A 19862-nucleotide genomic window follows, 5' to 3' on the forward strand; every position below is an offset into this window, starting at 1 on the left:
GAAGGCTAGGCGGCGCGGGCCGCTTTCCGGATGAAATCCGCGGCAATCCTTAAGTCGTCGACAAAGCGGAGGTATTCCCGCGTCTTTGCCTCTTCATCAGGCAGCCTGAGCAGGTAGGACGGATGTACCGTCACCAGAGCCTTGACGCCGTCGGCGAGCTCGATCACGCGGCCGCGGTTTTTGTTGATCTGCGTCAGCTTGCCGAACACACATTGCGCGGCCGTGGCGCCCATTGCTACCACGAGTTCAGGCCTGAGCAACGCGAGCTCGCGCTCATACCACGGACGGCAGGCCCTGATCTCCGGCGTGCCCGGTTTCTGATGCAGGCGGATTTTGCCGCGGGGCACGAACTTGAAATGTTTCACCGCGTTGGTGACATAGGTCTTCTTGCGATCGATGCCGGCCTCTTCCAGCGCGCGGTCGAGCATCTGGCCGGCCGGACCGACGAAGGGATGGCCTGCAAGGTCCTCCTTGTCGCCGGGCTGTTCGCCGATCAGCATCACTTGCGCGTTCGCGGGCCCTTCGCCGAACACGGTCTGAGTGGCCTGTTTCCACAGCTCGCAGGCGCGGCAATGGGTTGCCTCGTCGCGTAGCGTTTCGAGATTATCGGCGGACGTTTGCGTGTTGCGAGGCATGTCGGTCTCCACCCGTTTCTGAGGTTTGTGCGGATCGGTTGCGGCCTGGTCGATCATCTCGGCCGTGCGCTGGCTCGCGCCTGCGATCAGCGGCTTGATCAGCCCGGCCTCGGGAAGATTGCGCCAGTATTTCCTGGGCATCTCCTTTTCCATCGCCTTCACTTTCAGCCGGGCGGGATTGAAAATGCTGGCGTAATAGCGCCGCCAGATCTCCTCCAGCCGATCCTCGGACGGCGCGTCTGCCTTGCTGACACCCGGCGTGAAGGTGACGTGGCTGCCGTCCCAATGCGCGCAGAGATCAGGGGTGAGGATCGACCAGGGCATGTCGGCGAAGCGGCGGGCAAAGAACGGTGCGGCCAGCTCCACGATGTGGTGCTCCGGCTCGAACCAGGCGACATAGCGCGCCTGCCGCTCGCGGCCGATCTCACGGAAGCGCACAAAGGCCTGCATCTTGTGCTCGTCGCGGTGCACCGCTCTTGCCATGGCCGTGACCTCGGCGACATCGGGATCGGTCGCGATCTCAAGCAGGTCGTGATTACTCCTCACGCGAAGGAGCAGGCGGTAAAGGATCGCGAACCGCTCCGGATTGCGATGCAGGATGGCGGTCTGCGCAAGCTCGACGAATTTCGCGGGAACGTTGAACGTTCCTTCGACGGGATCAGGCAAGCGTGGTGCCGACAATTCCTCGAGCAGGTCGTGATCGCTGCCGCTGAAGCGCCAGATAATGTCGGCGGGTTCAACATGGTTCATGGCAAGCGTCCGCGCGGCCTGGCGCCAGCCTGCGAAATCGGTTTCAGTCTCGATCGTTACAACGTGCATCAGAAGCCAAACCCGAGCTGTCTTGCCTTCGGCTTGAATCGCGCCGAAAGGCCTGTGCTGTCGAGCGCCGCCGGCGAGGGGCGGTAATCCGATAAAACGATGAACGGCAGTGCCTTGTTCCTGACGATGTGCAGGCGCGGCAGGTCCGCATAGCGGATCGCGCTTGTGCGGCGCGTAGCGATGATGCGCTCCACGGTTTTTGTGCCGAAGCCCGGCACACGCAGCAGCTCCTCGCGGCTCGCCCGATTGATATCGAGTGGAAAGCGCTCGCGATGGCGCAACGCCCAGGCGAGCTTCGGATCGATGTCCAGCGGCAGCATTCCTTCCGCCTCATCGACAATTTCCTGCGCGGCAAAACCGTAGAACCGCATCAGCCAGTCGGCCTGATAGAGCCGGTGCTCGCGCACCAGAGGCGGCGCCTGCAGGGGAAGCGCGCGGCTCGCATCGGGGATCGGGCTGAAGGCGGAGTAATAGACCCGCTTGAGCCTGTAGGCACCGTAGAGATTGGCACTGGTATCGAGGATGGTGCGATCGTTGGCACTGTCGGCGCCGACGATCATCTGCGTGCTCTGGCCGGCGGGTGCGAAGCGCGGCGGCTTGGCCTTCGTGATGGTCTTTTTTGCGTCCTCCGCCTCGTCGAGCTTGAGGCGCAACCGGCCCATGGTGCGACGGATCGCGCGCTGGTCCTTCTCCGGCGCAAACCGCGCCAGGCTCGTCTCCAGCGGCATCTCGATATTGATGCTCAGACGATCGGCGTATTTGCCGGCTTCAGCGATCAGCGTTTCGTCGGCTTCGGGAATGGTCTTGAGATGGATGTAGCCGCGGAAGTGATTTTCCTCACGCAGCTTGCGCGCGACCGCGACCACCTGCTCCATGGTGTAGTCGGCGCTGCGGATGATCCCGGAGGAAAGAAACAGGCCCTCGATATAATTGCGGCGATAGAAATCGATCGTGAGCTTGACGACCTCGTCGATGGTGAAGCGGGCGCGCGTCACGTTGGATGAGGCGCGGTTGACGCAATAGAGGCAATCGTAATTGCAGGCGTTGGTCAGCAGGATTTTCAAAAGCGAAATGCAGCGGCCGTCCGGTGCATAGGAATGGCAGATGCCCATGCCTGGCGCGGTCGAGCCGAGGCCCTTGCCGTCGCTGGAATCCCGCACCTCCGTACCGCTGGAAGCACAGGAGGCGTCGTATTTGGCGGCGTCCGCCAGGATTTCCAGTTTGCGCGATAAATCCATTCTTGAATCCCTTTGATTCCACTCGTGAATCGCACCCTCTTTGATCCCGATTGACTCCGCGGGCGTTGTTAGCTTTATATTAGAACATATCATGAACAAATGGGCCAGCTTCTGGTTCTCTTTCAAAAGAGCCAGTGACGGCCATCCCTCTCGTGAAGGAAGCGACGCCATGACAAGCGCACGCATGAGCGCGCTTGCGAGTTTGCGCGGCAGTATCGAACGCATCGAGGCGCAGAGCGGCAGCCCATCGCTGGCGCGCGCGGCACTCGGCCATGCCGAGCTTGACGCAGCGCTGCAGGGCGGGCTCGCGCTCGGCGCGGTGCATGAGGTGTTTTGCGAGGGCGGCCGGCAAAGCGCTGCGGCCACCGGCTTTGTCGCCGGGCTGGCGCGGCGCGTGACGCCGCGCCGGCCGTTGATCTGGGTGCGGCAGGATTTTTCCGAGCGCGAGGTCGGCCGGCTGTCGATGAGCGGGCTCGCCGAGCTTGGGCTCGATCCGCGCCGCCTGGTGATGGTGCGGGCGTCCGATGTCGAGGATGCGCTTCGCACCACCGCCGACGCGCTCGCCTGCGACGCGGTCGGCGCCGTGGTGCTGGAGGTCTGGGGCGAGACGCACAAGTTGGATCTCGTCGCAAGCCGCAAGCTGACGCTCGCCGCCCAAGGGGCAGGGGTCACCGGCGTTCTCTTGCGCATTGCCGCTTCGCCCGCTCCGTCCACCGCCGAGACAAGATGGATCGTGCGTGCGGCACATTCGCCGCCCGCTTCGCCCTGGCAGATGTGGGGCGCGCCGCTATTCGACGCGGAGCTTGTCCGCAACCGTCATGGCCCGCTCGGGCGATGGATCATGGAATGGAAATGTGATGAGTGCCTTTTCAGCGAGTTCACGGCGGCGGATTCTCAGTCTGTGGCTGCCGCGCCTGCCCATCGACCGCATCAAGCGCGAGCTCAATTGCAAGACAGACTTGCAGGCTAAGCAAGGCGACGACGCGCCCAGCGTCGTCGTCGCCAAAGAGAATAACGCATTGAAGCTTTATTCGCTCGACGACGCGGCGGCGCGTTATGGCCTCGACATCGGCATGCCGCTGGCCAATGCCCGCGCCATCTGTCCGCAGCTAATAGTGTTCGATGCGGATGAGACGGCCGACGCTCAATTGATGAACGACATCGCCGACTGGTGCGATCGTTTCACCCCGCTGGTGGCACTCGATCCGCCGCATGGCCTTTATCTCGACATCACCGGCTGCGCGCATCTGTTCGGCGGCGAGGCCGCGCTTTCAAAACTCGTCTGCGATCTCCTGACTACGCAAAAATTTACAGTGAGCGCCGCGATTGCCTCGACCTCGATCTGCGCGCGGACGCTGACGCGGCATGTCCATGGCCGCATCGTTGCCGATGGCGAGGAGGCGCGCGCGGTTGCGCCATTGCCGGTCTCGGCGCTCGGCGCCAGCGAGGCGATCACGACAGGCCTGCGCCGGGCTGGCTTGAAGACCATCGGCGATGTCGCCTCCCGCGCGCGCTATGAAATCACGGCGCGGTTTGGCGCGGCTTTCACGGCGCGGCTCGACCAGGCGCTGGGGCAGGGCGACGGGCCGATCAACCCGCGCAAGCCGTTGCCGGATTACATCGTGGAGAAACGCTTTGCCGAGCCGGTCCTGACCGACACGGTGATCGCAGCGACGCTGTCGAAACTCGCGCAGATGCTGGTCGCGGCGATGGCGCGAGATGGCAAGGGTGCGCGGCAGCTCACCGCCTGCTTTTTCCGCACCGATGGCGTGGTGCGCGGCATCGTGGTCGATACCGGTCAGGCCGTCACGCGCACCGAGATCATCGACCGGTTGTTTCGCGAGCGGCTGGAAAGCTTAAGCGATCCGCTCGATCCCGGCTTCGGGTTCGACCTGATCCGCCTCTCGGCCAGCCGCACCGAGATCGTGGTGCAGCAGCAGCACGATCTCGACGCCCATGTGCATGATAATGATGAGCTGGCCGCGCTGATCGACCGCATCGCGGCGCGGATCGGCTCCCACCGCGTCGTCGTCCATTTGCCGCAGGACACCCACATCCCTGAAAGCGCGGAGCTGCCGGTTCCTGCGCAGCAGAACCTGGCGGCCGCCTCTCAAGCCGCCTGGCAGCCGCGTATCGAGGCCGAGCCTCCGCTGCGTCCATTGCGGTTGTTCGAGCGGCCGGAGGAGATCCAGGTGATCGCGCAGGTGCCGGATGGGCCGCCGGCGCGCTTTGTCTGGCGCCGCGCCAGTCATGCCGTGGTGCGCGCCGAAGGCCCCGAGCGCATCGCCATGGAGTGGTGGCGACCTGACGGCAAGGGTCTGACGCGCGACTATTTTCGCGTCGAGGACGAAGCGGGCTTGCGGTTCTGGGTCTATCGCGACGGGCTCTACGACCGCGAACGTGATCCGCAAACGAACGAGCCGGTGCAGCCCGCCTGGTTCATGCATGGGTTGTTCGCATGACGGCGCCTTATGCGGAAATCGGCGTCACCTCCAACTTCTCCTTCCTGCGCGGCGCCTCGCATCCGCAGGAATATGTGCAGATGGCCGGTCAGCTTGGCTTCCACGCGATCGGTATCGCCGACCACAACACGCTCGCCGGCGTGGTGCGCGCCTATAGCGAATTGGAAAACCCTGACATCAAGCACAGGCCGAAGCTTCTGGTGGGCTCGCGGATCGTCTTCATGGACGGAACGCCCGATATTCTAGTCTATCCGCGCGACCGCGCGGCCTACGGCCGGCTGTGCCGCTTGCTGACCCGCGGCAAGCGTGGCGAGGACGTCGAGAAGGGCGAGTGCCATTTGAAGCTCGACGATCTCCTGGATTTTGCCGAAGGCCAGCTCCTGGTGCTCGCGCTGCCGCATCGCTTCGATCAGGCGCAGGCTCTGAAACTGCTTGCGCGGTTGAAGGACACCCACTCCGACGGCGTTTGGCTCGCGGCGAGCCTCATCTATCGCGGCGACGACCGCCGCCGTTTGGCGCGGCTTGCGCGGTTAGCGCAAACGGCCAAAGTGCCGCTGCTCGCGACCAACGAGGCGCTCTATCATCACTATTCCCGCCGTTCGCTGCAGGACGTGCTCACCTGCATCAGGGAGAAGACCACGATCGATACGGCGGGCCGGCGGCTGGAAGCCAATGCGGAACGGCATCTCAAGCCTGCGGAGGAAATGGCGCGACTGTTTCGCGATTATCCGGCGGCTATTGCGGAGACCGTCCGTTTTGCAAAGCGGATCGCATTTTCACTCGATCAGCTCAAATACCAATATCCTGATGAGCCGGTGCCGCCGGGAAAGACCGCGCAGCAGCATCTGGAGGATTTGACCTGGGAAGGTGCAGCGACGCGCTTTCCCGGTGGTCCCGATCCGACCTTGCGCGCCACCTTGCGCAAGGAGCTCGACCTCATCGCCGAGCTCAACTACGCGCATTATTTCCTCACCGTGCACGACATCGTGCGCTATGCGCGAAGCCAGAACATCCTGTGCCAGGGCCGGGGCTCGGCGGCCAATTCCGCCGTCTGCTATGTGCTCGGCGTCACCTCGGTCGATCCGACGGAGATCGATCTGTTGTTCGAGCGCTTCATCTCCAAGGAGCGGCTGGAGCCGCCCGATATCGACGTCGATTTCGAGCACTCGCGGCGCGAGGAGGTGATGCAATATGTCTACCGCCGCTATGGCCGCCACCGTGCGGCGGTCATCGCGACCGTCATTCATTACCGTCCGCGCAGCGCGATCCGCGACGTCGGCAAGGCGCTGGGCCTGACCGAAGACGTCACCGCGCTGCTTGCCGACACCGTCTGGGGCAGCTGGGGCGATGGGCTATCGGAGGGGCAGGTACGGCAGGCCGGGCTCGCGCCCGACAATCCGATGGTCGAGCGCGCGGTCAAGCTCGCCGCCGAGCTGATCGAATTTCCGCGCCATCTGTCGCAGCATGTCGGCGGCTATGTGCTGACGCAGGATCGGCTCGACAGCTATGTGCCGATCGGCAATGCCGCGATGGAGGGCCGCACCTTCATCGAATGGGACAAGGACGATGTCGACGCGCTGCACATGATGAAGGTCGACGTGCTCGCTTTGGGCATGCTGACCTGCATCCGCAAATGCTTTTCACTGCTCGAAAAGCACAAGGGGATACATAAGGAACTCGCCGACATCAAATCGGTCGATGACGACGAAGTCTATCAGATGTTGCAGCGAGGCGAGTCGCTCGGCGTGTTCCAGGTCGAGAGCCGCGCGCAGATGAACATGCTGCCGCGTTTAAAGCCGCGGACCTTCTACGATCTCGTCATCGAGGTCGCGATCGTGCGGCCCGGGCCGATCCAGGGCGACATGGTGCATCCTTATTTACGCCGCCGCAACAAGCAGGAACAGGTGAGCTTTCCCTCGCCATCGCCGGAGCATGGTCAGCCGGATGAGCTGTTCCGGGTGCTGCACAAGACGCTGGGCGTGCCGCTGTTCCAGGAGCAGGCGATGCGCATCGCGATCGAGGCAGCGCAATTTTCGCCCGAGGAGGCCAACGGCCTGCGCCGCTCGATGGCGACCTTCCGCAACCTCGGCACCATAGGCAAATATGAATCAAAGCTGATCGGCAACATGATCGCGCGCGGCTATGCGCCGGAATTTGCCAAGAGCTGCTTCGACCAGATCAAGGGCTTTGGCTCCTACGGTTTTCCGGAGAGCCATGCCGCAAGCTTTGCGCAACTCGTCTATGTTTCTTCATGGCTGAAACACCATCATCCGGATGTATTTTGCTGCGCGCTGTTGAACTCGCAACCGATGGGCTTCTATGCCCCCGCGCAGATCGTGGGAGACGCCCGCAAGAACGGCGTCGAGGTGCGCGAGGTCGATGTGTCCTTCAGCTTCGCGCAGAACACGCTGGAGGAGGGTGACGGAAAATATTGCGCCGTGCGACTCGGCTTTCGCCAGATCGACGGCTTCCACTGGATCGATCCGGATGAGCAGAGGTTGAAGGAAATACGGGCTGCGTTGCGAGATACGTCTGCAGAAGACTCGTTGATTGAATCAGCTTGGCCGCAGTCTCCCTCCTCTCCCCAGCGGGGAGAGGTCGATTTGCTCCTGGCGATGCGAAGCATCGTCCGGCGCAAATCGGGTGAGGGGACTCAGGTCCCTCGAGAGACCGCGCCCCTCACCCGCGCCTCCGGCGCGACCTCTCCCTATGGGAGAGGTGTGGCACCGCTGCTGTTGCAACATGAAGATGACTGGGCCGACCGCATCGTCAAGGCTCGCGCGCGCCGGCCCTTCACGTCGCTGGAAGACTTCGCCCGCGATACGGGGCTACCCAAGCGCGCGCTGATCCTGCTCGCGGATGCAGATGCGTTTCGCTCGCTCGGGCTCGATCGTCGTGCGGCATTGTGGGCGGTGAGAAGGCTGCCTGACGACGTGCCTTTGCCACTGTTCGAAAGCACGGCCGCGCGCGAGCAGCCGGACGAAGAGGCTGAGGCCTTGCCTGTCATGCCGCTGCCGGAACATGTGGTTGCCGATTACCAGACCATCCGGATGTCGCTTAAGGGCCATCCGATGCAGTTCCTGCGGTCGATGCTTGCGCGCGAGAACGTCATCGCCTGCGATGCGGTATCGCATGTCCGCGACAGGCAATATGTCCGCTGCGCCGGCGTGGTGCTGGTGCGGCAACGGCCGGGCAGCGCCAAGGGCGTCGTGTTCATGACCTTGGAGGATGAAACCGGTATCGCCAACGTCGTGGTCTGGCCCAAGGTGATGGAACGGTATCGAAAAGAAGTGATGGGCTCGCGCCTGGTGCTTGTCGAGGGCCGTATTCAGAGCAGCCCTGAAAAGGTGGTCCATCTCGTCGCCGAGCGGCTGATCGACCGCTCGGCAGACCTGTTGGGTCTCGCCAATGATGCGCTCAACCACAAGCCGGCGGTTCCCACTGGCCCCGCGCTGATCGAGCCGCTCAACGACGATCGCCGCGATCATGTGGACGCACCGGCACAGAAAATCCGCCATCCCCGCAACGTCCGCATCCTGCCGGCCTCGCGGGATTTTCATTGAGCTCCGCTGTCATTCCGGGGCGGTCCGTTAGGACCGAACCCGGAATCTCGAGATTCCGGGTTCGATGCTTCGCATCGCCCCGGAATGACGAGGTCTATGGCTTTGAGGTTAACTCCTGCGAGGCTTATCATCCCCTTTTGATGACGAAGCGCTCGAGGTCCGCCCATGCACATCCACACCCCCCGCGAAATCCTTACCGATCTCTGGCGTCGCGCCGGCGGCGAGCCGGTGGAACTTGCGGCAGCAAAACTCACGGGTGAGGAGCCGCAGCTGCCGTCGTCGTTTCGCGTTGCAGCAGCGGCGCAGGCGAGCATCGCTGCCGCTGGCATCGCCGCCGCCGATATCTGGCGCGCGCGGAGCGGTGAAGGTCAGGAGGTTGCAGTCGACATGCGCCACGCTGTGATCGAGTGCCGCTCCGAGCGTTATTTGCGTGTCGACGGCAAACCACCGCCGCCCGCCTGGGACCCGACCGCGGGCATCTACCGGACAGGCGACGGCCGCTACGTCCGGCTTCATACCAACTTTGCCCATCACCGCGCCGCCGTCTGCAAGGTGCTGAACTGCGCGCAGGAGCGCGACGCCATCCAGACGGCGCTGATGCAATGGCAGGGCGAGGCGTTCGAGACGGCGGCCTATGCTGGCGGCGCCGTGGTCGCCATGATGCGCTCGCACCAGGAATGGTGCGCCCACCCGCAAGCCAGGGCGCTGGCCGAGCTGCCGCCTTTCACCATCGAGAAGATTGGCGAGGCACCGCCGAAGCCATGGCCGGCTGGAAACCGCCCGCTTGCTGGTATTCGCGTGCTCGATCTGTCTCGGGTGATCGCAGGGCCTGTCGCGGGTCGCGCGCTCGCAGCGCATGGTGCGGACGTGATGCTGATCTCATCGCAGGAACTCCCAACGATCCCCTGGCTTGTGATCGACACCGGGCGAGGCAAGCTGACGAGCTTTGTCGAGCTCAAGGGTGAGGCGGGTCGGGCGACCCTGCGCCAACTGCTCCAACAGGCTGACATCTTCTCCCAGGGCTATCGTCCGCGTTCCATTGGCGCGCTCGGCTTCTCACCGGAGCAGGCGGCCGAGATCAACCCCGGGATTGTCTATGTGTCGCTGTCGGCCTATGGCCATGTCGGCCCATGGGCTGACCGGCGCGGTTTCGACTCGCTGGTGCAGACCGCAACCGGCTTCAATCATGCCGAAGGGCAGGCGGCTGAGATCGAGGGGCCAAAGGAGTTGCCGGCACAGATGCTTGATCACGCCACCGGCTATCTGATGGCGTTCGGCGCCATGATGGCCAAAGCCCGCCAGGCGCGTGAGGGCGGCAGCTGGCTGGTCCGCGTCTCGCTTGCGCAGACCGGGCGCTGGTTGTGGAATCTCGGCCGGGTCTCCCATGGACTCGAAACGGAAGATTTGAAGGCCGACGACGTGCTGCCGTTCATTGAGGAGCAGGCCTCCGGCTTCGGTCCGCTGCACGGTGTCAGCCATTCCGCAAAGCTATCCAAAACCCCCGCTGTCTGGGCACGCCCGGCGATGCCGCTCGGCAGCCACAAGGCGGAATGGCCGGCGCGGAGTTGAGATCCCGCGCGGGCGCAGGCCGGCCCTTGATCGTCGAAGAATTACGCAGGACCGCCAAATGGTTGCGTGCCCATCCTGAGACGACGCTTCGTGTTTACGCTGCAACGGCCGCGCGTCAGAAGCCGTAGAGCCGTGCCGGATTGTCGACCAGGATCTTCGTGCGGATCGCCGCATCCGGCGCCCAGACCGGAAGCTGGTTGAGCAGCCTGCCGTCGTCGATCTGGTAGAGCGGCGTCACGTCGGTGACCTTGCGGCCCGGCGGGGTGACGGAATCCGGATGCGGCCAGTCGCTGCCCCAGACGATGCGGTCGGGATTGGCCGCGATCAGCGCCTTCGCCAGCGGTGCCGCGTCTGGATAGTCGGGCGCCAGTTTCGACGCCCGATAGGCGCCGGAGATTTTCACATAGGCCTTGCCGCTTTTGACGAGCTCGAGCAGGTCGGAAAAGCCGGGTTGCTCCGTGCCAAGCGCGGCTTCCGCGCCGCCGAAATGATCGAACACGGCCGGCACCGGCGAAGACGCCACCAAATCCTTGATCGCCGAGATCATCGCAAGCGAGGTGAAGAGCTGTACATGCCAGCCGCGCGCCTTCATCCGTTCGACAGCGGCGGTGAACCTGGTACGACCGACATTGGGATCGTTGACGCCGCCGGTTGCAAGGTTCAGCCGGATGCCGCGAAAGCCGGCCTGTTGCATGGCGTCGAGGTCGCTATCGCTCGTCTTGTCGTCGATGACAGCGACGCCGCGAGCGGTCGGCCCCCGCGCCTTGATGCCGAACAGGGTTGCGGAATTATCCGGCCCGTAGACGCTGGGCGTGACGATGACGACGCGCTCGACATGCAGCGCCTTTTGCAGCGCGCTCATTTCCTCGGGCGACGCCAGCTCCGGCGTATAGACCCGCCCCGCATAGAACGGGAATTTCGCAGGGTCGCCGTGAATATGCGTGTGGCAATCGCAAGCGCCCGCGGGCACGTCGAAATTGACCGGCGTGGACGGTTGCGAGGCTTTGGCCTGCGCGGATCTGTTCTGCATGGATACTCCGGCGGCCATCGAGGCAAGCAGCATGGTTCGTCTGGTGAGCATGATCCTTGCCTCCCCTTGTTTTGTGCGTCGGGACGATGTTCGTCCTGGCGGCGCTTTTCGCGTCTGTTGATGAGAAACAGCGTGGACCGTGTCGCGACCTCGCGCAAGCGCGCGTCATGCTGCTCAGGTTTGCAGCTTCCGAAGGACTTCGTCGACCAGCTCTGCCACGGGGCGCGATCCGTCCAGCCGCAACACCGGGCAGGGCAGCGTGGCGAGCCAGGCCTCGTGGCGTGCGAGGTTTCGACCCTCCCGCGTGCCGTCTTCATAATGCGAGGCCCAATCGAGGAAGGACTCCGTCTCATCGAAGCGCCAGCCGCCGGGACCGATGCTGTCTGCGCCGAAATGCCGGGCCTCCCGCGCCTGGAGCCGCCGCATGCGCAGATCCTGCGGTGTCCTCAGGAACACGACGAGGTCGAAGCAGGGCACCACCGCATCGCCCCAGCCGTCGAGCCCGCCGCTCAAGACCCAGTCCGCCCGCGGCAGAAACATCTCCTGCATCAGCCGCAAGCGTTCGTTCGTCTCGCGCAGCTCCCGGTAGGGCGGCGTGGTTGGCTTCCACAGATAATCATCCGTGTCGTGGTGCGGCAGCGCCAACGTATCCGCAAGCGCGCGCCCGAGCGTGGTGACGCCCGCGCCGGATGCTCCCGTGATGTGAATGCGACGACTTTTCATGGGTGTGGCTCGAGTGCCTGCAGCAGTGCTGCGTTGAAGGCAATGGGGTCTTCGATTTGCGGAATATGGCCAAGCCCGGGAAGCACCGAGAGCGCCGCTCGCGCAGTGCGCAGAATAGTCCGGCCGGCGGCGATAAACCACCGCGTGTGCCCTCTGCCCGAAACAGGTGGCCGAAATCGCCCGGCGGCTGTTGCGCTCGCATCACAGCGCGCTGCAAATGGGCTATAGCTTGATGGCGCCTTCGATTCCCGCCGCGCAATCTCGACGCCCACCCGGATCCCGCCCGATGCCGAAAATTTTCTCCGATCCCGATGCGATCGTGGAGGACATCATCCGCGACGTCGGCCCGAATCTCGTGGTCGGGCTGCCGCTTGGTCTCGGCAAGGCCAATCATATCGTCAACGCACTTTATGCACGGGCTGCGGCCGACCGTTCGATCAAGCTCACCTTCTTGTCTGCGCTGACGCTGGAAAAGCCGAAGCCCGCCAATCTGCTCGAGCGGCGTTTCATCGCGCCCGTGATCGATCGCCTGTTCGGCGGCTATCCCGATCTCGCCTATGCCGAGCCGCTACGCAAGGGTACGCTTCCGGAGAATATCCGCGTCGTCGAGTTCTTCTTCCTTGCCGGGCGCTGGCTGCATGTGCCGGCTGCGCAGCAGAATTATATCTCCGCTAATTACACTCATGCGGCGTCTTATCTATTGGCCGCCGGCCTCAATGTCGTCCCGCAACTGGTGGCGAAGCGTGTCGTCAACGGCCTGACGCGCTATAGCCTCAGCTGCAACACCGACACCACGCTCGATGTCTTGCAGGCGCGAAAAGAGGGCCGGGCCGCATTCAGATTGATCGGCCAGGTCAATTCGGAGCTGCCGTTCATGCCGGGCGAGGGCGATCTGCCTGCGGATGATTTCAGCGCGGTGCTCGACGGCCCCGCGACGGATTTTCCATTGTTTGCGCCGCCGGCCGAGCCGATCACGGACAACAAATATGCCATCGGCCTGCATGCAGCGGGCCTCGTGCGCGATGGGGGCACGCTGCAGATCGGCATCGGCCAGATCGGCGATGCGCTGGCGCAGGGGCTGATCGTCCGTCATCGCGAAAATACGCAGTTCTGCAATCTCATGGCACGCCTGTCTCCGGCTGCGCCGCCGCGCGAGCAGGGAGCGTTCGTCAAGGGGCTTTACGGCGTGAGCGAGATGATCACCGAAGCGTTCATCGGCCTGATCGATGCGGGCATCCTGACGCGCGAGGTCGACGGCGTCATTCTGCACGGGGCGTTCTTCCTCGGTCCGAAATCCTTCTATCGCGCGCTGCGCGAGATGACGACGGAGCAGATCGCGCGTATCCAGATGAAGGCGGTGTCCTTCACCAACGAGATCTATGGCGACCAGGATGCCAAGCGCGCCGCGCGGATCGATGCGCGCTTTGTCAACAGCACCATGATGGCGACGCTGCTGGGTGCGGCGGTCTCGGATGCGCTGGAGGACGGCCAGGTCGTGAGTGGCGTCGGCGGGCAGTATAATTTCGTGGCACAGGCCTTTGCGCTGGCGAGCGCCCGCTCGATTCTGGCGCTGGAAGCGACGCGGCAGGCGAGGCCGCGCGCGCAATCCAACATCCGCTTCGCCTACGGCCACGAGACCATCCCGCGACACTTGCGCGATATCATCATCACCGAATATGGCGTCGCCGATCTCCGCGGCAAATCGGATTCCGACGTGATCGCGGCGATGCTGCAGGTGACGGATTCCCGCTTCCAGGACGAACTGGCAAGGATGGCGAAGGACGCCGGCAAGCTGCCGAAGCAATTTCAACTGGCGTCCGCTTACCGCGAGAACGTGCCGGAGCGGATCGCGGCCGCGCTCAAACCCGCGCGCAATGCCGGGCTGCTGCCGTCCTTTCCGTTCGGCACCGACTTCACCGACGTCGAACAGCGGCTGATCCCGGCGCTGCGGCGGTTGCAGGAGGCGCAGCATTCACCGCCGCGGCTGGCGGCGATGCTGTGGCAGGGAATGAGAAACGGCATGAAGCCGGATGATGCCGAATGCCTGGCGCGGCTCGGCCTCGATCGCCCGCAACATTTTTCCGAGCGCGCCTATCGCGCGTTGATCATTGCCGCGCTGGCGCAGAGTCGCACCGCCTGATCACGATACCATGCTGACGACCGCCGGGACGGTGGTGTCACCTGTTCTTGTTGACCGGCTTGCGCTTCTCGATGAACGCCGCCATGCCTTCGGCGCGATCTTCCAGCGCGAAGGTCGCGTGGAACAGATTGCGCTCGACGTTGAGGCCTTCGGCGAGCGGCGTCTCGAAGGCGCGGTTGACGGCTTCCTTCGCCATCGCCGCTGTGGGGCGCGACATCGCGGCGATCTTTTCGGCCGCGCCAAGCGCTTCCTCCATCAATTTGTCCGCCGGCACGACGCGGCTGACGAGGCCGCTTCGCTCGGCCTCGGCCGCATCCATCATGCGCCCGGTGAGGCAGAGATCCATCGCCTTGGCCTTGCCGACCGCCCGCGTCAGGCGCTGCGTGCCGCCGATGCCGGGAATGGTGCCGAGCGTGATCTCGGGTTGGCCGAATTTGGCGGTGTCGGCCGCGATGATGATGTCGCACATCATCGCAAGCTCGCAGCCGCCGCCGAGCGCATAGCCTGCAACGGCGGCAATGGTCGGCTTGCGGCATCGGGCGACACGGTCGCCGCCGATCGCGGCAAAGTCGCTTTCGAACATATCGATGAAGCCCTTGGGCTGCATCTCCTTGATATCGGCGCCCGCTGCAAAGGCTTTGTCGCTGCCGGTCACGACGATGCAGCCGATCGCGTCGTCCGCCTCGAGGTCGTCGATGGCGGCCGCGATCTCGCGAAACACGCCGAATGACAGCGCATTGAGCATCTTCGGCCGGTTCAGCGTGAGGATGCCGACCGCGCCCTTGCTTTCGACAATGATGTGCTCGAACGTGCTCATGGTTCACCCGCAAAGTTGATCTGTTGCGGGCGAATGTGCCTTTAGCGCGCCTGCGCTTCAAGTAGAACCATGGTCGGTCGCGCCTCCCGGGACGCCGCGCTGGCGACCGTCCCAGGAGTGTCGACGACCCGCCGTCAAGCCATGAACATGCGCGCCGCGGACGCGACTGTCAGCAGTGCGCCGAAGCCGATGAAGATTTTTCCGATCAGCGACGTCTCGTCCCACACCGAGTGCTCGCCACTCGCAGCCATGACCGGCGCGGAGCGCGCCGGAGGCGCTTCATTGGACGCGGCGGGTACGGTTGCCGGGGCAGCGGCGTTGTCGCGCAACGCGCGGTCGCCGTCGTTGAGTTGGTCTTGAGCAGCCGCCTGGCTTTCGGCCGCCGGCTGGCCGGTACTGGGCTGGGCGGGGTTTGATTGCGCGCCGCTATTGGCCGGCGAGACGAAAACCGGGGAATTGAGGTCGTCGGAGCCGGCACTGGCCGGAGCCGGAACGCCCGCCAGAAGTCCCGTTGCCAGCGTTGTTGCGAGTATCAATGCCGATCGCCCGTTGGCCTTGATCATTGTGGCAATCTCCACGCTACCAGCCTCCCAGAGTGCGGCAATGAGAACTCGCGGCGTGACGGCAGCGGGGCAGAAAAGGGGAATCTTCGCGTTATGCCAATGAAAGGGAGGAGTGGTGCAAACCTGCACTGTTGCCGCGCTTGCCATGCCTGGTTCCCGCAGAGGCGCGGCCAACGGCTGCCCGGCGGCGGCGATCGATGGTATGAGCCGCCGCATATGGCCTTTGGATATATCACGGTTTCGTGATTATCTTTTTCGAGCGTAACAAATTGAAACATCGACCGAATTAAACGGTGGGAGCGTGTGTGCGCGAACGTGAGGACGAATGGACCGGCCTGATGCGCTCGGCCATGGCCGGCGATGGCGCGGCTTACCATCGTCTGCTCAAGGCCATTACGCCGGTCTTGAGGGCGGCTTCGCGCCGCGGGCTCGCGCGCGCAGGCCAACCGCCTGACCAGGCTGAGGATATCGTGCAGGACATTTTGCTCGCGGTGCATCTAAAGCGACACACCTGGGACGTGAACGCGCCGTTCGCGCCCTGGCTGTTTGCGATTGCCCGCAACAAGCTGATCGATGCGCTGCGCCGGCGCGGGAAACGGGTGTTTGTCAACATCGACGATTTCGCCGAGACGTTGTCCGAAGAGCCGAAGGGCGAGACGGCCTCGGCCACCGAGGTCGCGGCCCAGCTCAACGCGCTGCCGGCGCGCCAACGCGAGGTGCTGCAGTCGATTGCGGTCGAAAGCGCCTCGATCAAGGATACGGCGAAGAAGTTTGCGATGAGCGAGGGCGCGGTGCGGGTCGCGCTGCATCGTGGACTCGCAAGCCTCACCGCCAAACTACGGGAGCAATGATGAGGATGGACACCGACCAGCTCATTCGCACGCTTGCTGCCGACAATTCCTATCGGCCGCGTCCGGTCGGCTTCGTGCTGGCGCTGATGCTGCTCGCCGCCGCGCCCGTGTCGCTGCTGATGTTCTTCTCCATGCTCGGCGTGCGGCCCGACGTCATGACCGCGATGCATAATCCGCTGTTCGATCTGAAATTCGCGGTCACGCTCGCGCTCGCGGCAGCGGGGATTGCCGCGAGCCTGCATCTGTCGCGCCCCGAGGTGCCGCTCGCAGGCTTCGGCTGGCTGTTCGTGATCCCGGCCGGGCTGCTCGCCGCGGGCATCGCGGGCGAAGCCATGATGCCGCAGCGGCTGCCGATGATGACGCGGCTGGTCGGCTCCAATTCGCGCGTCTGCATGACGGCGATTCCGTTGATGTCGCTGCCGCTGCTTGCCGCCTCGATCCTGGGCCTGCGCCACGGCGCCCCGACCCGGCCGGCGCTTGCCGGCGCGGTGGCCGGGCTGATGTCGGCAGGACTTGCCGCGACGTTCTATGCCTCCCATTGCACCGACGATTCACCCCTGTTCGTGACGACCTGGTACACGTTGGCGACCGCGCTCGTGACGACCATCGGTGCGCTGGCGGGATCGAGGTTTCTGCGATTTTGATTCATCAGCCGATTTTCCGCGTGACAAACGCGGAGCGTTTGTGCGCAGACCATGGCAATCAGAGGGTGCGGTGGTATCCAAAATGCCGCATGTAAGCTGGCTCACATCAGCCGGCAGGGGAACTCGTTAAGTTCGTATCACTAGCGCTCACGAACGAAGGCGAGGTCTTATATGAAGTCCCCTCCTCATTCGACGTTACATGCCTTGTTTGCGGCGCAGCTGCTGAGGGCCGGGATGCCGGTCTACGGCAACTGGATCGCCACATTTCTGGAGGCGCTCTACGATTTGCAACGGGAGCAGGCGATGAGGGTCATCGGTACCTATCAGCGCTTCTACGAACTGCGAAACGATGGAACTGAGCCGGCGAAGGCCGCCGCTGAGGAGCGTCCCGCCGCCGACCATTGAGCCGATATGACGCTGCCCAGGGTAGCCGCATTGTCAGGCGGCCGGCGCCTCGGTGGAGATTTGCTGCATGCGATGGAAGCGTAGGACTTGCTGGGCGGTCGCGGGCCGCAGCCGTTCATAAGTGGCCCTGCAGGTCGGCAGGTCCGTCGGCTCGCTGCGCGATAGCCGGTCGCGCATGTCAATGATCGCTTTCACCGTCGGCCAGGACAGGCCGGAGACCTTGCACAGGATCATAACGCCTTCGGCGCGGGTCTCGACCATCATGTTTTCCGCGACCGCCAGCGGCACATTGGCGAGCGCCGCGATCGCGGCGTTGGCCTCGTCGAACTTGCCGGCTTCTGCAAATTGAGCGATCTGGGTTTCGTCGAGCCGGCCGTCTTCGAACAGCGACCTGACAAGCGCGTGTGCGATCTCGGTCTGCTTGCTTATGCCGTAAGACGCAGAACGCGCCCGCCGCGTCGCCTCGCGCACTGCGCCCGACACATCCTCCGCCTGTTTCGGATTGGCAGCCTCCAGGCGCTCGCGCACCGTCGTGGACGCTTTCGCAAGCAGTTTCAGGTAGAGGTGCCGGGGCAGGTTCGGGCGCAGGCCGACGCAGGTCGCAAGATTGTCGTCGTCCTCGGCGCGGCTGACCAGCCGCGTGAAGCCGCGCTCGGTGAACTCGGCGCCGGGATTGTTGACGGTGTTCTGGACTACCTCGTCATTGCCGCGCATCACCAGCACGTCGGTGACCGCGCCGGACAGCGTGCGGCGCCTGGAGATGGCGAGCAGATGCTCCTGGCCCCGGTTGCGCGCGGTCTCGATCAGCGCGTCGTCGTCGAGCCGTTCCGATTGCGTCAGCACTGGACCTGCGACCTCGATCGCCTCGTCGAAGGCGAGCGTCCGGATGGTGTTGTAGGGCGCGCGGTTGATCGGCGCCAGGCGATGGGCGAGCAGCGCCTTTGCCGAAATCTCGATATGATGGATCAGGCACTGGAAGACATCGTCGAACAGCGAAATCTGCTCGTCCGAGTAGTCGACCGCGCCGTTGACGAAGAGGTCGGTGACGCGGCGCAGCGTCTCGACACGGCGTGCGACGGTACCATGCGCAAGCGCGGACTGCAGCTCGTCGAGCAGGTTGTCGGAGGCGGGGGCAGCTTTGGGAATCATCGTCTTTTCTGTCCTGGAGTAGTGCGATCAATGACGTTTTCTGCGTCCTGAAATGATGGGTGCAGGCTTCAAGCGCTGGTGATGCGATTGCGGCCTCCGGCCTTCGATGCGTAAAGCGCCCGGTCGGCGCGGGCGAGCAATGTGTCGGTGTTTTCGTCCCTGCGCAGCGTCGTCACGCCCGCGGATATCGTTACCCGCATGCCGGACGAGAACGCGCTCCAGTCGAGCTCAGAGATGATGAGGCGCAGCCGGTCCAGCATCTGGGTGGCGTGCTGCCCGCTCGTGTCCGGCAATAGCAGCAGAAATTCCTCGCCGCCGTAGCGGCCGAACTTGTCGATGCTGCGGATGTTGGCGAACACGGTGATGGCGAACGTGCGCAGCACCTCGTCGCCGATCGGGTGGCCATAGGCATCGTTGATGCGCTTGAACCAGTCGAGATCGATCAGTGCAATGGAGCAGGGGTTGTTGAGCCGCTGCGCGCGGGCGATCTCCTCCTCCAGCGCGCCCATGATGCTGCGGCGGTTGAGCGAGCCGGTGAGCTCATCGAGCTCGGCGAGCTCCTCGATGCGGCGATAGGCTTCCTTCAGCTTCAACCCGCGCTGATAAAGCGACTGCCGCATCGTGCTCGAGAAGATGCCGAGGAACATGCAGCGTCCGATGCACAGAACGAAGACCGACATGGTCGCGAAGCGTTCGATCGGGCCGTCATGCGGCATGGCGATCGGCTTGTCGGTCAGAAGAAACAGCGCGGCGAGGCCGCAGACGAGGCCGCTCCAGACAATCACCGTCTGCCACGGCGTCGCCCGCAGCGCGCCGAACGAGAACACCAGGAACAGCTCGCACAGGAAAAGCACGCCGGCTTGCGGCGCGACGTAGGCGAATGCCAGCATAATCGCCATCGAGATGATGACCTGTGGCACCACGAAATAGTGGTCTTTGAGGCGCTCGGTGAAGCCGGTCTCCGACAGCACGAGGTAGAACGCAACGGAGGCAAGCCCACATGCCGCGTAGGCTCCGGCGATCGTTGCCGGAATCGTGCCGGCACGAGCGTAGACCTGCAGGATCAGGGCGTCGATCAGATAGCTCGCGGCGATCATCAGCTGGATCTGGCGGCGTTGCCTGGCGCGACGCGCAAGCGACGAGACGCTCGGTCGTGCGCCGGCGCCTTGCAGCTCAGCAGCAATCGGATGCAGGAATGGCGACGCCGTTGTGCCCATGATTTCGCCAGTGGTGGAACCGGGATGAGAATCTACG

At 64.1% G+C, this 19862-nt stretch carries 16 protein-coding genes; 8 read left to right on the forward strand and 8 right to left on the reverse strand.

Going from position 1 to position 19862, the window contains the following annotated elements; translation table 11 throughout:
• Positions 1 to 5 precede the first annotated feature (5 nt).
• Both A3AI_RS0120695 and A3AI_RS0120700 read right to left on the reverse strand, forming a co-directional pair.
• Positions 6 to 1454, reverse strand: coding sequence for a UdgX family uracil-DNA binding protein (locus A3AI_RS0120695; RefSeq protein ID WP_024517407.1), 1449 nt, complete (start codon positions 1452 to 1454; stop codon positions 6 to 8).
• Entirely contained in the window at positions 1454 to 2692 is a 1239-nt protein-coding gene (locus A3AI_RS0120700) for a putative DNA modification/repair radical SAM protein (RefSeq protein ID WP_024517408.1), read from the reverse strand. The genes A3AI_RS0120695 and A3AI_RS0120700 overlap by 1 nt, the downstream gene beginning before the upstream one ends.
• Positions 2693 to 2861: 169 nt before the next feature.
• Here A3AI_RS0120700 and A3AI_RS0120705 point away from each other — a divergent pair, with 169 nt between their 5' ends.
• From A3AI_RS0120705 to A3AI_RS0120720, 4 genes are all read left to right on the forward strand, one after another.
• On the forward strand, positions 2862 to 3662 hold the full coding sequence (locus A3AI_RS0120705) for an ImuA family protein (protein WP_024517409.1): 801 nt from the start codon (positions 2862 to 2864) through the stop codon (positions 3660 to 3662).
• A complete protein-coding gene (locus tag A3AI_RS0120710; RefSeq protein WP_036048983.1) occupies positions 3550 to 5154 on the forward strand; it encodes a Y-family DNA polymerase in 1605 nt (534 codons plus the stop codon). The genes A3AI_RS0120705 and A3AI_RS0120710 overlap by 113 nt, the downstream gene beginning before the upstream one ends.
• Positions 5151 to 8717: an error-prone DNA polymerase gene (locus A3AI_RS0120715; protein ID WP_024517411.1), complete on the forward strand. Its 3567-nt coding sequence runs from the start codon at positions 5151 to 5153 to the stop codon at positions 8715 to 8717. The genes A3AI_RS0120710 and A3AI_RS0120715 overlap by 4 nt, the downstream gene beginning before the upstream one ends.
• A gap of 165 nt (positions 8718 to 8882) precedes the next feature.
• Complete coding sequence (locus A3AI_RS0120720) at positions 8883 to 10286, forward strand: CoA transferase (RefSeq protein ID WP_502685754.1); 1404 nt, start codon at positions 8883 to 8885, stop codon at positions 10284 to 10286.
• A 115-nt stretch (positions 10287 to 10401) separates the two neighbouring features.
• Here the strand turns inward: A3AI_RS0120720 and A3AI_RS0120725 are convergent, their stop codons facing one another.
• On the reverse strand, positions 10402 to 11367 hold the full coding sequence (locus tag A3AI_RS0120725) for an amidohydrolase family protein (RefSeq protein ID WP_024517413.1): 966 nt from the start codon (positions 11365 to 11367) through the stop codon (positions 10402 to 10404).
• 123 nt (positions 11368 to 11490) lie between these two features.
• Positions 11491 to 12039, reverse strand: coding sequence for a P-loop NTPase family protein (locus A3AI_RS0120730; RefSeq protein ID WP_024517414.1), 549 nt, complete (start codon positions 12037 to 12039; stop codon positions 11491 to 11493).
• Positions 12040 to 12325: 286 nt separating this feature from the next.
• Here A3AI_RS0120730 and A3AI_RS0120735 point away from each other — a divergent pair, with 286 nt between their 5' ends.
• Positions 12326 to 14179 (forward strand): acetyl-CoA hydrolase/transferase C-terminal domain-containing protein, encoded by a 1854-nt coding sequence (locus A3AI_RS0120735; RefSeq protein ID WP_024517415.1) that lies wholly within the window; start codon positions 12326 to 12328, stop codon positions 14177 to 14179.
• Between the two features lie 37 nt (positions 14180 to 14216).
• Here the strand turns inward: A3AI_RS0120735 and A3AI_RS0120740 are convergent, their stop codons facing one another.
• The gene (locus tag A3AI_RS0120740; RefSeq protein ID WP_024517416.1) at positions 14217 to 14996 is read right to left on the reverse strand and encodes an enoyl-CoA hydratase; all 780 of its coding nucleotides are present in this window, start codon (positions 14994 to 14996) and stop codon (positions 14217 to 14219) included.
• A gap of 134 nt (positions 14997 to 15130) precedes the next feature.
• The gene (locus tag A3AI_RS43195) at positions 15131 to 15706 is read right to left on the reverse strand and encodes a hypothetical protein (RefSeq protein WP_156927868.1); all 576 of its coding nucleotides are present in this window, start codon (positions 15704 to 15706) and stop codon (positions 15131 to 15133) included.
• 158 nt (positions 15707 to 15864) lie between these two features.
• Between A3AI_RS43195 and A3AI_RS0120750 the strand changes: the two genes are divergently transcribed.
• The 3 genes from A3AI_RS0120750 to A3AI_RS0120760 all read left to right on the forward strand — a co-directional run bounded on the left by A3AI_RS0120750 (position 15865) and on the right by A3AI_RS0120760 (position 17459).
• Positions 15865 to 16410 carry a sigma-70 family RNA polymerase sigma factor gene (locus tag A3AI_RS0120750; RefSeq protein WP_024517418.1) on the forward strand — a complete coding sequence of 182 codons (546 nt, stop codon included), beginning with the start codon at positions 15865 to 15867 and terminating at the stop codon, positions 16408 to 16410.
• A gap of 5 nt (positions 16411 to 16415) precedes the next feature.
• Positions 16416 to 17054, forward strand: coding sequence for an NrsF family protein (locus A3AI_RS0120755; protein WP_024517419.1), 639 nt, complete (start codon positions 16416 to 16418; stop codon positions 17052 to 17054).
• A gap of 234 nt (positions 17055 to 17288) precedes the next feature.
• Positions 17289 to 17459, forward strand: coding sequence for a hypothetical protein (locus A3AI_RS0120760; RefSeq protein WP_156927869.1), 171 nt, complete (start codon positions 17289 to 17291; stop codon positions 17457 to 17459).
• Positions 17460 to 17492: 33 nt separating this feature from the next.
• Here the strand turns inward: A3AI_RS0120760 and A3AI_RS0120765 are convergent, their stop codons facing one another.
• Positions 17493 to 18608, reverse strand: a complete 1116-nt coding sequence (locus A3AI_RS0120765; RefSeq protein ID WP_024517421.1) for a DUF2336 domain-containing protein — start codon at positions 18606 to 18608, stop codon at positions 17493 to 17495.
• A 68-nt stretch (positions 18609 to 18676) separates the two neighbouring features.
• Positions 18677 to 19825 carry a sensor domain-containing diguanylate cyclase gene (locus tag A3AI_RS0120770; protein WP_024517422.1) on the reverse strand — a complete coding sequence of 383 codons (1149 nt, stop codon included), beginning with the start codon at positions 19823 to 19825 and terminating at the stop codon, positions 18677 to 18679.
• Between the last annotated feature and the right edge of the window lie 37 nt (positions 19826 to 19862).

It is taken from the genome of Bradyrhizobium sp. Tv2a-2 (assembly GCF_000472425.1).
Taxonomy (GTDB): Bacteria; Pseudomonadota; Alphaproteobacteria; order Rhizobiales; family Xanthobacteraceae; genus Bradyrhizobium.

What these genes read in the sequence shown, in the direction of transcription:
- A3AI_RS0120695 (WP_024517407.1), bottom strand. Translation starts at nt 1,454, where the DNA reads ATGCACGTTGTAACGATCGAGACTGAAACCGATTTCGCAGGCTGGCGC.
- A3AI_RS0120700 (WP_024517408.1), bottom strand. Translation starts at nt 2,692, where the DNA reads ATGGATTTATCGCGCAAACTGGAAATCCTGGCGGACGCCGCCAAATAC.
- A3AI_RS0120705 (WP_024517409.1), top strand. Translation starts at nt 2,862, where the DNA reads ATGACAAGCGCACGCATGAGCGCGCTTGCGAGTTTGCGCGGCAGTATC.
- A3AI_RS0120710 (WP_036048983.1), top strand. Translation starts at nt 3,550, where the DNA reads ATGAGTGCCTTTTCAGCGAGTTCACGGCGGCGGATTCTCAGTCTGTGG.
- A3AI_RS0120715 (WP_024517411.1), top strand. Translation starts at nt 5,151, where the DNA reads ATGACGGCGCCTTATGCGGAAATCGGCGTCACCTCCAACTTCTCCTTC.
- A3AI_RS0120720 (WP_502685754.1), top strand. Translation starts at nt 8,883, where the DNA reads ATGCACATCCACACCCCCCGCGAAATCCTTACCGATCTCTGGCGTCGC.
- A3AI_RS0120725 (WP_024517413.1), bottom strand. Translation starts at nt 11,367, where the DNA reads ATGCTCACCAGACGAACCATGCTGCTTGCCTCGATGGCCGCCGGAGTA.
- A3AI_RS0120730 (WP_024517414.1), bottom strand. Translation starts at nt 12,039, where the DNA reads ATGAAAAGTCGTCGCATTCACATCACGGGAGCATCCGGCGCGGGCGTC.
- A3AI_RS0120735 (WP_024517415.1), top strand. Translation starts at nt 12,326, where the DNA reads ATGCCGAAAATTTTCTCCGATCCCGATGCGATCGTGGAGGACATCATC.
- A3AI_RS0120740 (WP_024517416.1), bottom strand. Translation starts at nt 14,996, where the DNA reads ATGAGCACGTTCGAGCACATCATTGTCGAAAGCAAGGGCGCGGTCGGC.
- A3AI_RS43195 (WP_156927868.1), bottom strand. Translation starts at nt 15,706, where the DNA reads ATGGCAAGCGCGGCAACAGTGCAGGTTTGCACCACTCCTCCCTTTCAT.
- A3AI_RS0120755 (WP_024517419.1), top strand. Translation starts at nt 16,416, where the DNA reads ATGGACACCGACCAGCTCATTCGCACGCTTGCTGCCGACAATTCCTAT.
- A3AI_RS0120760 (WP_156927869.1), top strand. Translation starts at nt 17,289, where the DNA reads ATGCCGGTCTACGGCAACTGGATCGCCACATTTCTGGAGGCGCTCTAC.
- A3AI_RS0120765 (WP_024517421.1), bottom strand. Translation starts at nt 18,608, where the DNA reads ATGATTCCCAAAGCTGCCCCCGCCTCCGACAACCTGCTCGACGAGCTG.
- A3AI_RS0120770 (WP_024517422.1), bottom strand. Translation starts at nt 19,825, where the DNA reads ATGGGCACAACGGCGTCGCCATTCCTGCATCCGATTGCTGCTGAGCTG.